Genomic DNA, 12,859 nt, shown 5'->3' on the forward strand with positions numbered 1-12,859 from the left:
CCCACCACCGTCACCGTCACTCGAACCGTGTGACGTCGCCCGCCCCCCGGCGCACGACGACCGGCTCGCCCTCGGAGAAGTCCACGACGGTGGTCGGCTCGGTGCCGCAGTCCCCGGAGTCGACGACCGCGTCCACCACGTGGTCGAGCCGGTCCTTGATCTCCCAGCCCTGGGTCATCGGCTCGTCCTCGTCCGGCAGCAGCAGGGTGCTGGACAGCAGCGGCTCGCCGAGCTCGGCGAGCAGGGCCTGGGCGACGACGTGGTCGGGGATGCGGACACCCACCGTCTTCTTCTTGGGGTGCAGCAGCTTGCGCGGCACCTCCTTGGTCGCGGGCAGGATGAAGGTGTAACTGCCGGGGGTCGACGCCTTCACCGCGCGGAACACGTCGTTGTCGATGCGCACGAACTGGCCGAGCTGGGCGAAGTTCTGGCACACCAGGGTGAAGTGGTGGCGGTCGTCGAGGTGGCGGATCGAGCGGATGCGGTCGATGCCGTCCTTGCTGCCGATCCGGCACCCCAGCGCGTAACAGGAGTCGGTGGGGTACGCGACGAGGGCTCCCTCGCGGATGTCGTCGGCCACCTGGCGCACGGTGCGCTGCTGCGGGTTGTCGGGGTGCACGTCGTAGTACTTCGCCATGTCGCAAGCCTATGATCCCGTTCGGCCCGTCACCGGTTGCGGCGGGCGATGGACGTGTTGAGCGCGGTCGCGAAGCCGCACCGCAGGGCGTAGGGCACGAGCCCCGGGGCCGCCGCCCCGTCCGTGCGCGCCGTGCGGCGGATCAGCTCCGCGTTGCCCGCGTCGAGCAGCAGGTGCCCGCGACGCCGGCGCGCGGGCTGCGGCGGCCGAGGAACAGCCGGTTCCACGCCGTGTTCGGCGCCAGGTCGACGGCCGGGCCCGCGGACGGCGCGCGCCGCTCCCGCGCGGGGGCGGCCGACAGGGCGCGCCCGCCCGCCCGGGCGACGGACGCGTACAAGCCGGGTCCACACCGCGCCGAACGCCCACGACGGCGGCTGCCACGGCGGTTTCTCCAGGGAGTGGTACCAGGCGCTGTCGGCGTCGACGGCCCGGGCGCCCAGGACCGCGGCCGCGGTCACGGCCACCGACGCGGCCGCGTCGGACGCGAGCCGGCCGCCCGCCGGGGCACGGCGCCTCCTCCCCGCGGGCGTGCGCTTCGGGAACCTCATGGCGCACGAGTGCCCCGCCGGGCCGGTACCAGGCCCACGAACCCCCGGTCACCGCTCCGACGTGCGGCGCGGGCCCGTGACGCCGACCCGGCGGTGAGGTGGCCGGAGGCTAGATGCATATGATGTGCAAGTGCCTGATTACCGCATCAAAACCGCCGGTCCCGAGGACGTGGACGGCGCCCGCGCCGTGATGCTCGACACCGTCTACCGCGACTTCGGTTCGGGCTACGTGCCACGGTGGCACGCCGACATCGTCGATCCGGTCCGCGCCTACCTCGCCCCCGTCCGTCACACCTTGTCGGTGGCCCTCGACGGGGCGGGGGAGGTCGTGGCGACCGGCGCGCTCGACTCGCGCGGCCCGGCGCACCCGCCGAACCCGCGCGACCTGGCGGAGCGCTACCCCTCGGGCACGACCGCGCAGCTGCGCCGCGTCTACGTCCGCCCCGGGCACCGCAGGCGCGGACTGGCCCGGCGGCTGGTCGCCCACCTCATGGACTTCGCGGCGGCGGACGGCGGCTACGAGGCCGTGTACCTGCACACCGACCCGACGGTGCCGGGCGCCGAGGCGTTCTGGCGGTCGCTGGCCAAGGCGGTGTGCGACGAGCGCGCGGAGGAGCCCGGCGGCGGCCAGGGCATCGTGCACTTCGAAGTGCCCATGCCGCGCTAGACACCGATGCCGCGGCGGACACCGATGTCGCGCCGGACGTCCGTGCCGTACCGGACGTCCGTACCGCGCCGGACGTCCGTGCCGCGCCGGGCGCCGTGGGGTTCCACCCCCGCCCACCTAATGGAAATGATTTCCAGGTAGGCTCTGGCCTGTCCGTCGTCCCCCGTAGAACATGAGGACCATGCGCTCCGTCCGCCGTCGCCGGCTGCTCGCCGCCTCGCTGCTCACCCCCCTCCTCGCCGGCTGTTTCGCCTCCGGCGACGACTCCTCCGACGCGGGGGACGCGGGCTCCCGGCTGCGGGTCGCCCTCGCCTTCCCGCCCGCCGAGAACTTCTCCCCGTACGGCGCCGACGCCACCCTGCTGAGCCGGCTCGGCGTCACCGAGGGGCTGACCCAGCTGGACGCCAACGGCGCCGCCGCGCCCGCGCTCGCGCAGTCCTGGCAGCGGGAGAACGACCGCAGCTGGCTGTTCACCCTGCGCGAGGCGACGTTCCAGGACGGCACGGAGGTCACCGCGGACGCCGTGGCCTCCGCCCTGACCCACGCGGCGGACGCGAAGCCGCAGCCCGCCGCGCTGTCCGGCGTCACCGTGAAGGCCGAGGCCGCCGGCGACGGGCGCGTGCGGGTCACGACGGCCGACCCCGACCCCGTCCTGCCGCTGCGGCTGACCAGCCCCTCGCTGGCGGTCCTCGCCCCCAAGGCGTACGAGAAGGGCGCCGTCAGCCCGGTCGGTACCGCCACCGGCCCGTTCGAGCTGACGAAGACCTCCGGGTCGAGCTCCGCCACCCTGGAGCGCTTCGACGACTACTGGGGCGGCCGGGCGCAGGCCGCCGGCGTCGACGCGCGGTTCGTCGCGGACGGCACCGCCCGCGCCAACGCGCTGCGCACCGGCGAGGTCGACGTCGCCGAGGCGATCCCGGTCTCCCAGGCGGCCTCGCTGAAGGAGGGCACCCGCCGCGAGACGCCCACGACCCGCACCACCAGCCTGCAGCTCAACACCGGCAAGGGGGTGTTCGAGGACCCGGCGATGCGGGCCGCCGCCCGGGAGGCGGTGAACACCTCCGCGCTCGCCGACGACGTCTACGAGGGCTACGCCGACCCGGGCGCGGGCCTCTACGGGCCCGCGCTGACCTGGGCGGCCGGCAAGCGAGAGAAGCCCGCGGGGCGGGCGGAGGCGGCGAGGCCGGACGGCGAGAGCATCACGGTGGCCACGTACGACAACCGGCCCGAGCTGCCCGAGGTCGCCCAGGTGCTGAAGCAGCAGCTGGAGAAGGCGGGCTTCGAGGTGAAGCTGGAGGTGCGCGAGTACTCCCGGCTGGAGGGCGACGCGCTGGCGGGGAAGTTCGACGCGTTCGTCGCCGCCCGCAACACCATGCTCGACACCGGTGACCCCGTGTCCATCCTCGCCAGCGACTACACCTGCGACGGCAGTTACAACCTCGCCCTGCTCTGCGACGACACCGTCGACGAGGCGGTGGAGAAGGCGGAGGGCACGGCCGACGAGGAGAAGCGGCGCGACGCGGCCATGGCGGCCGAGGCGGACGTCCTGGGCGCCGACGCGTTCGTCCCCCTGGTCCACCAGCGGATCATCACCGGGGTGGGCGCGTCGGTGAAGGGTGTGATCCTCGACCCGTACGAGCGCACGCTCGTCGGCACCGGCACCCGTCGCTGACGATGCGCCGAAGCCCGAAGAACACAACGGTGTCACCCCAGGAGGAGGGACGGGGCGCGGTCGTCCGGCGGCTGCTGCACGGCGCGGTGCCACGCGCCGCCTGGCGGTGCGCGCTCGCCGCCGCGCTCGTGTGCGGCATCGGGCTGCTGCCCTGGCTGTCCCGCACCGACCCGGCGCTCACCGTGCTCAAGGCCCGGTCGGCGGAGCGCGACGCCACCCCGGAGGTGCTGGCGGACGTCCGCGCCGGGCTCGGCCTCGACGCCGGTCCGCTGCACCTGCTGGGGCAGTGGCTGAGCGGACTGCCGCGCGGGGACGCCGGACGGTCGTGGATCTCCGGCGCCGAGGTCGCGCCGTCCGTGCTGCAGGCCCTCGGCGCCTCCGTGCTGCTGATGGCGGTGGCACTGGCCTTCGCCGCGGTGACCGCGGCCGCGGTGTGCGCCCGCACGCTGTGGCTGGGCTCGCGGCGGCGGCTCGGGGACGCCCGGCCGGGGCGCGGCGGCGCGGCGGTGCTCGCGGCGCTGCCCGAGTTCCTGATCGCCTCCGTGCTGGCCACCGTGGTCGGCGTCCAGCTCGGCTGGCTGCCCGCGCTCGGCTGGTACGGGCCGCGGTGGACGGTGCTGCCCGCGCTGTCGCTGGGGCTGCCCGCCGGCGCGCTGCTGGGGCGGCTCCTCGCCGACCTGCTGCCCGGCGCGTTCGCCGAGCCCTGGGCGCCGGCCGCCGCGGCGCGGGGCATGCCGGGACGCCGGATCGCGCGCCAGGCGGTGCGCCGCTGCCTGCCCGCGCTGCTGCCGAACGCCGCGCTGTACGTGGTCGGCCTGACCGGCGGCGCGGTCGCCGTGGAGCAGATCTTCGACATCCCCGGGCTCGGCCGCCTCACCCTGCAGGCCGCCGTCGCCCAGGACCTGCCCGTCCTGCAGGCGGGCACGCTCGCGCTGGTGCTGCTCGCCGCCTGCGTCACCCTGGCGGCGCACGGGGCCGCCCGGCTGCTGGCCGGGCCCGCCCTGGCCGCCGGCGCGCTCGGCTCCCTGCACCGCCCGGCGCCGCCCGCGTCCCGCGTGCCGCTCCTGGTGTACGGGGCCGTCCTCGTCGCGGTCGTCGGCTGGGGGCTGCCGCGCGACCCGCTCGCCGTGGACACCGGAGCGCGGCTCCTGGCACCGTCCCGGGCGCACCCGTTCGGCACGGACGCGCTCGGCCGCGACGTGCTGGCGCGGCTGGCCCACGGTGCGTTCGGCACCCTGTCCCAGGCCCTGGCGATCAGTGCCGCCGCGCTGGTCCTGGGGCTGCTGCTCGGCCTGCTGCCCGCGGTGTCGGGGCCGCTCGTCGACACCGTGAACGCGGTGCCGCCCGTCCTCGTGGCGCTGCTGGTCACGGCCGTGGTGGGCAGCGGTTCCGGCACGCCCGCGCTCGCCGTGACCGCCGTGGCGTGGGCGCCGCTGGCGGCCCACGCCGCCGCGCTGCTGCGGCAGGAGCGGGCCACCCTGCACCTGACCGCCGCCATCGGCCTGGGGGCCGGCCCCTGGCACCTGCTGCGGCACGAGCTGCTGCCGGCCGTCGTCCCGCCCGTGGCGCGGCACGCCCTGCTGCGGCTGCCCGCCGTCGCCCTGTCCCTCGCCGCCCTCGGCTTCCTGGGCCTCGGGGCCCAGCCGCCGTCGCCGGAGTGGGGCCTGCTGCTCGCCGAGAACCAGCCGTACGCCGAGCGCGCGCCGTGGGCCGTCCTCGCCCCGGCCGCCGTCCTCGCGCTGCTCGGCGCGCTGGCGGTCAGCGCGGCCGACGGGATGCGGACGCGGCGGCCGGGCCGCCCGCGGCGCCGCGGGGCGGAGGCGGCGGACCCGGGGACGGCCCGGGTCGTCCCGCCGCGCCGGTCGCGGCCCGCCGAACCCGAGTTGGCCACCGCCCCCGGAGGAACGGCCCGTGAGTGAGCGCGCCCGCGCGGAGCGGGCGAAGGGCACGGAGGCGAAGGAGAAGCGGAGGGCGGAGGGGACGGTGAAGGAAGAGGCGCGGAGGGCGGAAGGCGCGGCGAGGGAAGGGACGGGGGGACCGGGGGAGGGGGTGGCGGGCGCGTCCTCCGTCCGCCGGTCCGGCGGCTCCGGCGGCTCCGGCGGAACCGGCGGAACCGGCCGGTTCCGCCGGGAGCGGGTCCGGCGGCGGCTGCCCCCGCTGCTGCGCCTGCTGATCGCCACCCAGTTCGCCTTCAACATCGGCTTCTTCGCCGTGCTGCCGTTCCTCGCCGAGCACCTGGGCGGCGCGATCGGCATGGCGGGCTGGCTGGTCGGCCTGGTCCTGGGGCTGCGCACCTTCAGCCAGCAGGGACTCTTCGTGGTGGGCGGCGCCCTGGCCGACCGGTACGGGGTCCGCCCGGTCGTGCTCGTGGGCTGCGTCCTGCGGATCGCCGGATTCGTCTGGCTCGGGTACGCGGAGCGGCCGTGGGCCGTCATCGGCTCGGTGCTGCTGATCGGCTTCGCCGCCGCGCTGTTCTCGCCCGCCGTCGAGTCCGAGGTCGCCCGGCAGGCGGTGGCCTGGGAGAAGAGCGGCGGCGGCTCCCGCACGAGCGTGCTGGCCCTGCTCTCCGTGGCCGGTCAGGCGGGCGCGTTCGTCGGGCCGCTGCTCGGCGCGCTGCTGCTGTCCGTCGACTTCCGCACGGCCTGTCTGGCGGGGGCCGGGGTGTTCGTCCTCGTCCTGGCCGGGCACGCCCGGCTGCTGCCGCAGCGGATCCCCGGGCGGACGGCCGCACCGGGCGGGGGCGGGCTGCGCGCGGTGGCGCGCAACCGCGCCTTCCTCGGGCTGTGCTGCGGCTACGGCGCCTACCTGCTGGCGTACAACCAGCTCTACCAGGCCCTGCCCGGGGAAGTGGAGCGCGCGATGTCCGACCAGGCGCCGCTGGCCTGGCTGTTCGCCCTGTCCTCGGTGCTGGTCGTGTCCGTGCAGCTGCCCGTCACCCGCTGGGCGGCCCGCCGGCTCGACCTGCACCGCTCCATGGTGTTCGGCCTGCTGCTGATCGCGGCCGCCTTCGGCGTCGTGGCCGCGGCGCTGCCGGCCGGTCTCACGGGTGTCCCGGGACTGCTGCCGGGCGCAGGCTTCGTCGTGCTGCTCACCCTGGGGCAGATGCTCGTCGTACCGGCGGCCCGGGCGCGCGTGCCGGACCTCGCCGAGGAGGGCCGGATCGGCCTGTACACCGGGGCGATGTCGTCGCTGTCCGGACTGATCGTGCTGGTGGGCAGCGCCCTCATGGGCGCGCTGCTGGACAGCGGGCTGCCGCCCGCGGTGCGCTGGCTGGCCCTGGCCGCCGCGCCCGTCCTGGCGATCGTGCTGATGCCCGGCCGGCGGGCGCGGGAGCGGGAGGCGGGGGTCCGGGGCGGCGCGGACGGCTGAGCCCGGCCGCCGAGCGGAGTCCCGCCGTACGGGGGCGCCGTGTCGCACCGTGCGGCCGCACAGGGCCGGCCCGCCACAGGAGCGGCCGCGGCACAGTCTCTTCACGCTGTTCCTGTTCGCCGTGCGGCCGCACGGCGAAAGGAGTGCGGCGGCTTCCTGTCGGCGAAATATCCGACGAGATTGTTGACAATCCTGGGCGGCCGCTTCTACGTTCGGCAAGCGCTCGGCGGAGGAGGGCGCGACGGCGTTCCGGCTCCGCGACGCAGCCGCACGCACGGCCGGCGCGCCACCGTTTCCCGTCCGCGGCGGCCGCGGCGGTCCCCGGGAGGCGCCGTCCCCGCTCCGGCCCGCCGGGACCGCACCCGCACCCGCACCGCATCCGAAGGAGACGCTGATGGCCCCGCCGCTCGGCGACATCGCCCACCTCGGGCACGTCGAACTGCTGACGCCCGACCTCGACGGCAGTCTGTGGTTCTTCACCACCATCCTCGGCCTGACCGAGAACGGGCGCTCCGGCGACTCGGTGTACCTGCGCACCTTCGACGACTACGAGCACCACAGCCTGACCCTCACGGCCCACGGCACCTCCGGCATCCGCCGCACCGCGCTGCGCGCCTCCGGCGAGGAGGCCCTGCGCCGCCGGGTGAAGGAGGCCGAGGCGGCCGGTCACGGCGGCCGCTGGGTCGAGGACGAGCCGGGCCTCGGCCCGCTCTACCTCACCCGCGACCCCGACGGCCACGAGGTCGCCCTGTACTGGGAGAGCGAGTGGTACGAGGCGCCGGAGGGGCTCAGGCCCGGGCTGAAGAACCAGCCGCAGGCCAAACCCGTCCAGGGCGTGGGCGTACGCCGCCTGGACCACGTCAACTTCCTGGCCTCGGACGTCGCCCCCAACGCCGGCTTCGTCCGCGACGTGCTCGGCGCCCGGCCCACCGAGCAGATCGTGCTCGACAGCGGCAAGGTCGCCGCCCAGTGGCTGACCTTCACCAACAAGTCGTACGACCTCGTCTACACCGAGGACTGGTCGGGCTCGAAGGGGCGGCTGCACCACATCGCGTTCGCCACCGACACCCGCGAGGACATCCTGCGCGCCGCGGACCTCTGCCTGGACAACGGTGTGCACATCGAGACCGGCCCCCACAAGCACGCGATCCAGCAGACGTTCTTCCTCTACGTCTACGAGCCGGGCGGCAACCGCATCGAGCTGTGCAACCCGTTGACCCGCCTGGTCCTGGCCCCCGACTGGCCGCTGATCACCTGGACCCAGGCCGAGCGCGCCAAGGGCCAGGCATGGGGCCTGCAGACCATCGAGTCCTTCCACACCCACGGCACCCCGCCCCTCGGCTGAGCGCCCGTCGAAGCCGGAAGCGGCCCCCGGGCGCCGGGCCGCGCCGGCTGGCCCGTCGACGGCTCCGCCGTCCACCGCGCCGGCGCCGGCACCGCCGTGCGCACCGCCCCCTCACCGCCGGACGCGTCTCCATGTCGGCCCGGGACCGGGGGCCTCAGCGGGCGATCCTGATACGGGTCAGCCCGTCCGCGGCGGTGCCGGCGCCGGACACCACGTACGCGACGCCGTCGTCGATCTCGACGTGGTTGGGGTTGGCGCCGGTCGTCAGGGTCTCCTCGACGGTGCCCTTCTTCGGGTCGACGACGGACACGGTGGCGTCGGTGCGGTTGACGACCAGCACCTTGCCGGTGCGCTCGTCCGTGGCCACGGACAGGGTGCCGGCGCCGGTCGCCACGGTCCTGGTGACGGTGCCCTTGCGCAGGTCGACCACCGAGACGTCGCCGCCGGTCTGGTTCGCGCTGTAGGCGGTCCTCCCGTCCTCGGACAGCGAGACGGAGACCGGGCCGTCACCGGCCGGGACGAGGCGCGGGGTCCCGGACCTGCGGGAGACCTCGATGACCTGGTCGTCGGTGAGGTCGGCGGCGTGCAGCGTGCCGGTCCTCTCGTCCACCGCGAGGCCCGTCGGGCCGGAGCCCTCGACGGTGACGCGCTTCCTCTCCTCGAAGGTGCGGCTGTCGAACGCCACCAGCGTGCCGTCGCTGTAGCCGCTCGCCCACACGGTGTCCTGCTTCTCGTCGACGACGATCTCGCGGGCGTGGGCCACGTTCGGCAGCGTCGGACCGCGTACGTCCTGCTCGGCACGTAGTCGACCTTCGACACCTACCGCTACTGGACGATCGGCTCGCTCGCGGGCGTGGACCTCTCCGACCTCGTGCCGCTGCTGGTGCCCGTCGCGCTCGGACTGCTCGCGGCGTTCGGCTGCTCCCGGCCGCTGTCCGCGCTCGGCCTCGGCGACGACGGCGCCCGTTCGCTCGGCCACCACCCCGGCCGCATCCGCCTCGCCGCCGCGGTGGCCGTGTCGCTGCTGGTCGGCTGCGCGGTCGCGATCGCGGGGCCCATCGCCTTCCTCGGACTGCTCGCGCCGTACGCCGCGCGGGCGTTGACGGGACCGCGCATGACCGCCCAGCTCGCGCTCTCCGCGCTGATCGCCGCCGACGTGATGATCCTCGCCGACATCCTCGCCCGCGTCGTCATCCGGCCCTGGAAGACCCCGGTCAGCGTGCTGCTCGCCCTCGTGGGCGGCCCGCTGCTCGTGTGGATCGCCCGCTCGCCGCGCCTGTCCACGGCGGGGGCCTCGGCATGACCGACACGAACGCGACACCGCCGAACGCCGTCGACACGGATCCGGCCTTCGCGGACCCGGCCGCCGTACAGGCGGTCGGCGCGGAGAGGGCCGGTACGCAGGTGCCCGACGCGAACGAGGCCGCCGGGGAACCGACTTCCGCTCGCCATGAAGGACGGCCGGGTCGTCGCCCAGGGCGGGCCCCGTGACACGGTGGACGAGGCACTGGTCAAGGACGTGTACGCGCTCGACGCGGACATCCTGAGCGCGCCCGGCGACGGCTCGCCGGTCGTCGTGCCGCGTGCCCGCCGGGCGGCGGCGCGGCAGCCATAGGGGATCGTGTCCCACAGGCACCGGGTGTTGACTGGTGCCTCCCGCAACTCGGCAGGACCGAGCAAGACATTTCGAAGGAGAGCGTCATGGCAGACCGACGCGGAGGCAGGGCACGGGCGGCGCACACCGGGGAGGTCGTGCGGACCGAGCGGCTCACCCCGCACATGGTGCGCGTGGTGTTCGGCGGCGAGGGGCTGGCCGACTTCTCGGCCGGGGACTTCACCGACCACTACGTGAAGCTGCTGTTCCCGGTGGAAGGTGTGACCTACCCGGAGCCCTTCGACATGCGGCGGATCCGCGAGGAGTTCCCGCGCGAGCAGTGGCCGGTGACGCGGACGTACACCGTGCGCGACTGGGACCCCGGCCTCGGCGAGGCCACCATCGACTTCGTCGTGCACGGCGACGAGGGGCTCGCCGGGCCGTGGGCGGCGCGCGCGAAGCCCGGCGACGTCCTGCGCTTCCTGGGCCCCGGCGGCGAGTACACCCCGGACCCGGCCGCCGACTGGCACCTGCTGGCGGGCGACGAGAGCGCGCTCCCGGCCATCGCCCGCTCCCTGGAGAAGCTGCCGGACGGCGCCGACGCGCGGGTGTTCGTCGAGGTCGCGGGCCCGGAGGAGGAGCAGAAGCTGGACGCCCGCACCGACGTGGTGTGGCTGCACCGCGGCACGCGGCCGGTCGGCGAGGCGCTGGTGGAGGCCGTGCGGGGCCTGTCGTTCCCGCAGGGCCGGGTGCACGCGTTCGTGCATGGCGAGGCCGGCTTCGTGAAGGAGCTGCGCAAGCTGCTCCGCGTGGAGCTCCAGGTGCCACGCGAGGACCTGTCGATCTCCGGCTACTGGCGCCTGGGCCACAACGAGGACGGCTGGCAGGCGTCCAAGCCCGAGTGGAACGCCCAGGTGGAGGCCGAGCAGGAGGGCGCCACCGCGTAGCAGGGGGGGCGCCGCCGGACAGGGGGAGAAGGGCGCCGCGCGGTACGGGCGTGCCGCGCGGGCAGGGGACGGCCGCACGGGGGCGGCCGTCCGCGCCTCGTCGCGCCGGTCGCGCACCGCGCCGACACCGCCTGTTACGGTCACGCCTGCCGGGGAACTCTGCCGGGACGGAACACTCCGGCCCGAACAGAGGAGGCAAGGACTCATGACCAAGGCACGCGACATCATGACCGGCGGTGCCGAGTTCGTCCGCGACCAGGACAGCGTCCGGGACGCGGCGGAGAAGATGAAGGAGCTCGGCGTCGGCGCCCTGCCGATCTGCGGGAGCGACAACCGGCTCAAGGGTGTCGTGACCGACCGTGACGTGGTGGTCAAGGTGGTGGGCGCGGGCCGGGACCCGAAGGAGTGCAAGGCCGGGGAGCTGGCCCAGGGCGAGGCGGTCACCATCGGCGCGGACGACGGCGCCGAGGAGATCCTGCGCACCATGAAGGAGCACAAGGTGCGCCGGCTGCCCGTCATCGACGGCCACGACCTGGTCGGCATGGTGGCCCTGGCCGACGTCGCCCGCGCCCTGCCCGACGAGAAGGCCGGCGACCTCCTGGAGGCCCTGTCCACCGACTAAGCGGCCGGTGGACCGCCGTTCCGGCCTCCCGGAACACCGTTTTCCGTACGAGAGTGAGTGGCGAGCCTGTGCACGAGAAGATGGGTGAGCTGGACACCCTGAGCCGTCTGGACGACCTGGCGGACCGGATCACACGGGAACGGCAGCTGTACGTCCGCTGGTCCCGCGGTCCCGCGGTCGACCTGGCGCGCTCCTCCAGCAGCGACGAGCTCACCGGGGTGCCGCTGCCCGGACTTTCGGCCAACTCGCTGGACGTCGAGCCCTGGTGGGAGGACCGGCCGGTGCGGACATGGGCCGCCCGGCGGCTGTACGACTACTCCCACCTGCCCGCCAGCCGGCGCGGCACCGTGCGGCCCTGGCTGCTCACGGGCCGGGAGTGCGGCCGTGGCCCCGACAACGAGCCGCTGGTCTGCGACGTCACGCCCTTGGCCTGGATCGACCGGAGTGTGATCGACGAGGCCGTGTGCGAGGTCGAGCGGCAGGGCGGCCCCTGGGGGCCCGTCCGCCGTGTCTCCTGAGGTCCCGTACGGCCGGCCGTCCCGGACTCCGCCGAGGCGGGGCCCCCCACGGCCTTCGTGCGTCATGCGGTGTGTTCGGCACTGGAACATGCCGGAGGCACGTGGCTGGATCTCCGCCCCGACACCGCTGTCCGGGTGGGGTGCGCAGCCGCCGTGTGTGCGAGGTCGGCTCCGGGGCAGGCGTGCTGACATGCGAGCCACTCAGCGCCCAGGACCCCGGCGCGGCCGTACCGGTGAGGAAGGACGAGGTGCGGTGACGCGAGCGGCTTCCGGCGCCACCCGCCGGGCCGGTCCCGAACGAGACCTTCCGATCGCCGAGCAGGCCGAAGCGCTGCGCGAGGAGACGGAACAACTGAAACGTGCGATGGAGACACGACCCGTCATCGACCTCGCGCGGGGCGTCCTCATGACCGTGTGGTCGTGCACGCCCGACGACGCCTGGGACATCCTGGTGCGGGTGTCGCAGAACAGCAACACCAAGCTGCACGACGTGGCCGAGGCCGTCGTCGCGACCACCCAGCAGAAGCCGATGCCCGCGCGTCTCCAGGACCACCTGTCGGCCGCCGTGGCGGAGTGGCGCGCGCGGGAGGCCGGACAGGGGTGACGCGGGGCGCGGGGCCGTGCGGAAAAAATGCGGGGCAGGCGGGAATGGATCACATGGGCCGGGGTAAACGGCCGGAGTCGGCGGGAAGCGGCGGTACGCCTGGGGAGGTCGAACGCCGCTTCCCCGCCACTTGTCCCAGGGTGTGAAGAAACGTTTCCCGCTCGTCGCGGCGCGCACCGGCCCCGGCGCGCACGGTGCTGCCGGGACGGTGGGGCGCGCACGCGGTCCCACCGTTCCCCGGCGCCGGTGCGCGGGCTCCCGAGCGCCTCGGCCCCGCGAAGCGCCCCTCTCCGCTCCGGACGCCCGCCGCCCCACCGCCGAGTGGAACACCGTGCC

At 75.1% G+C, this 12,859-nt stretch carries 11 protein-coding genes and 3 pseudogenes; 11 read left to right on the plus strand and 3 right to left on the minus strand.

Annotated elements, in window-relative coordinates:
- Window positions 1-16 precede the first annotated feature (16 nt).
- The gene (locus IE271_RS23980; protein ID WP_190192489.1) at window positions 17-637 is read right to left on the minus strand and encodes an L-threonylcarbamoyladenylate synthase; all 621 of its coding nucleotides are present in this window, start codon (window positions 635-637) and stop codon (window positions 17-19) included.
- A 29-nt stretch (window positions 638-666) separates the two neighbouring features.
- On the minus strand, window positions 667-1,185 hold the full coding sequence (locus IE271_RS23985; RefSeq protein ID WP_229919529.1) for a TspO/MBR family protein: 519 nt from the start codon (window positions 1,183-1,185) through the stop codon (window positions 667-669).
- Between the two features lie 130 nt (window positions 1,186-1,315).
- Here IE271_RS23985 and IE271_RS23990 point away from each other — a divergent pair, with 130 nt between their 5' ends.
- The 5 genes from IE271_RS23990 to IE271_RS24010 all read left to right on the plus strand — a co-directional run bounded on the left by IE271_RS23990 (window position 1,316) and on the right by IE271_RS24010 (window position 8,238).
- The gene (locus tag IE271_RS23990) at window positions 1,316-1,852 is read left to right on the plus strand and encodes a GNAT family N-acetyltransferase (RefSeq protein WP_190192490.1); all 537 of its coding nucleotides are present in this window, start codon (window positions 1,316-1,318) and stop codon (window positions 1,850-1,852) included.
- Window positions 1,853-2,033: 181 nt separating this feature from the next.
- A complete protein-coding gene (locus IE271_RS23995) occupies window positions 2,034-3,524 on the plus strand; it encodes an ABC transporter substrate-binding protein (protein WP_190192491.1) in 1,491 nt (496 codons plus the stop codon).
- Between the two features lie 86 nt (window positions 3,525-3,610).
- Window positions 3,611-5,443: an ABC transporter permease subunit gene (locus IE271_RS24000; protein ID WP_229919534.1), complete on the plus strand. Its 1,833-nt coding sequence runs from the start codon at window positions 3,611-3,613 to the stop codon at window positions 5,441-5,443.
- A 229-nt stretch (window positions 5,444-5,672) separates the two neighbouring features.
- Window positions 5,673-6,893 carry an MDR family MFS transporter gene (locus IE271_RS24005; RefSeq protein WP_229919535.1) on the plus strand — a complete coding sequence of 407 codons (1,221 nt, stop codon included), beginning with the start codon at window positions 5,673-5,675 and terminating at the stop codon, window positions 6,891-6,893.
- Between the two features lie 394 nt (window positions 6,894-7,287).
- On the plus strand, window positions 7,288-8,238 hold the full coding sequence (locus IE271_RS24010) for a catechol 2,3-dioxygenase (RefSeq protein WP_190192493.1): 951 nt from the start codon (window positions 7,288-7,290) through the stop codon (window positions 8,236-8,238).
- 154 nt (window positions 8,239-8,392) lie between these two features.
- On the opposite strand, the pseudogene IE271_RS24015 reads toward IE271_RS24010, so the two are convergent.
- Window positions 8,393-9,013 (minus strand): annotated as a pseudogene (locus IE271_RS24015) (YncE family protein); the annotation flags it as partial.
- A gap of 3 nt (window positions 9,014-9,016) precedes the next feature.
- On the opposite strand from IE271_RS24015, the pseudogene IE271_RS24020 reads away from it, so the two are divergent.
- The 6 genes and pseudogenes from IE271_RS24020 to IE271_RS24045 all read left to right on the plus strand — a co-directional run.
- Window positions 9,017-9,541, plus strand: a pseudogene (locus IE271_RS24020) (FecCD family ABC transporter permease); the annotation flags it as partial.
- Between the two features lie 141 nt (window positions 9,542-9,682).
- Window positions 9,683-9,853, plus strand: a pseudogene (gene fecE, locus IE271_RS24025) (Fe(3+) dicitrate ABC transporter ATP-binding protein FecE); the annotation flags it as partial.
- Window positions 9,854-9,939: 86 nt separating this feature from the next.
- Window positions 9,940-10,779 (plus strand): siderophore-interacting protein, encoded by an 840-nt coding sequence (locus IE271_RS24030; RefSeq protein WP_190192495.1) that lies wholly within the window; start codon window positions 9,940-9,942, stop codon window positions 10,777-10,779.
- A 205-nt stretch (window positions 10,780-10,984) separates the two neighbouring features.
- Window positions 10,985-11,401, plus strand: coding sequence for a CBS domain-containing protein (locus IE271_RS24035; protein WP_190192496.1), 417 nt, complete (start codon window positions 10,985-10,987; stop codon window positions 11,399-11,401).
- Between the two features lie 80 nt (window positions 11,402-11,481).
- Window positions 11,482-11,919 carry a DUF6098 family protein gene (locus IE271_RS24040; RefSeq protein WP_190192564.1) on the plus strand — a complete coding sequence of 146 codons (438 nt, stop codon included), beginning with the start codon at window positions 11,482-11,484 and terminating at the stop codon, window positions 11,917-11,919.
- Between the two features lie 253 nt (window positions 11,920-12,172).
- The gene (locus IE271_RS24045) at window positions 12,173-12,523 is read left to right on the plus strand and encodes an ANTAR domain-containing protein (protein WP_190192497.1); all 351 of its coding nucleotides are present in this window, start codon (window positions 12,173-12,175) and stop codon (window positions 12,521-12,523) included.
- Window positions 12,524-12,859: the final 336 nt, after the last annotated feature.

This window comes from Streptomyces minutiscleroticus, assembly GCF_014650875.1.
Taxonomy (GTDB): domain Bacteria; phylum Actinomycetota; class Actinomycetes; order Streptomycetales; family Streptomycetaceae; genus Streptomyces; species Streptomyces minutiscleroticus.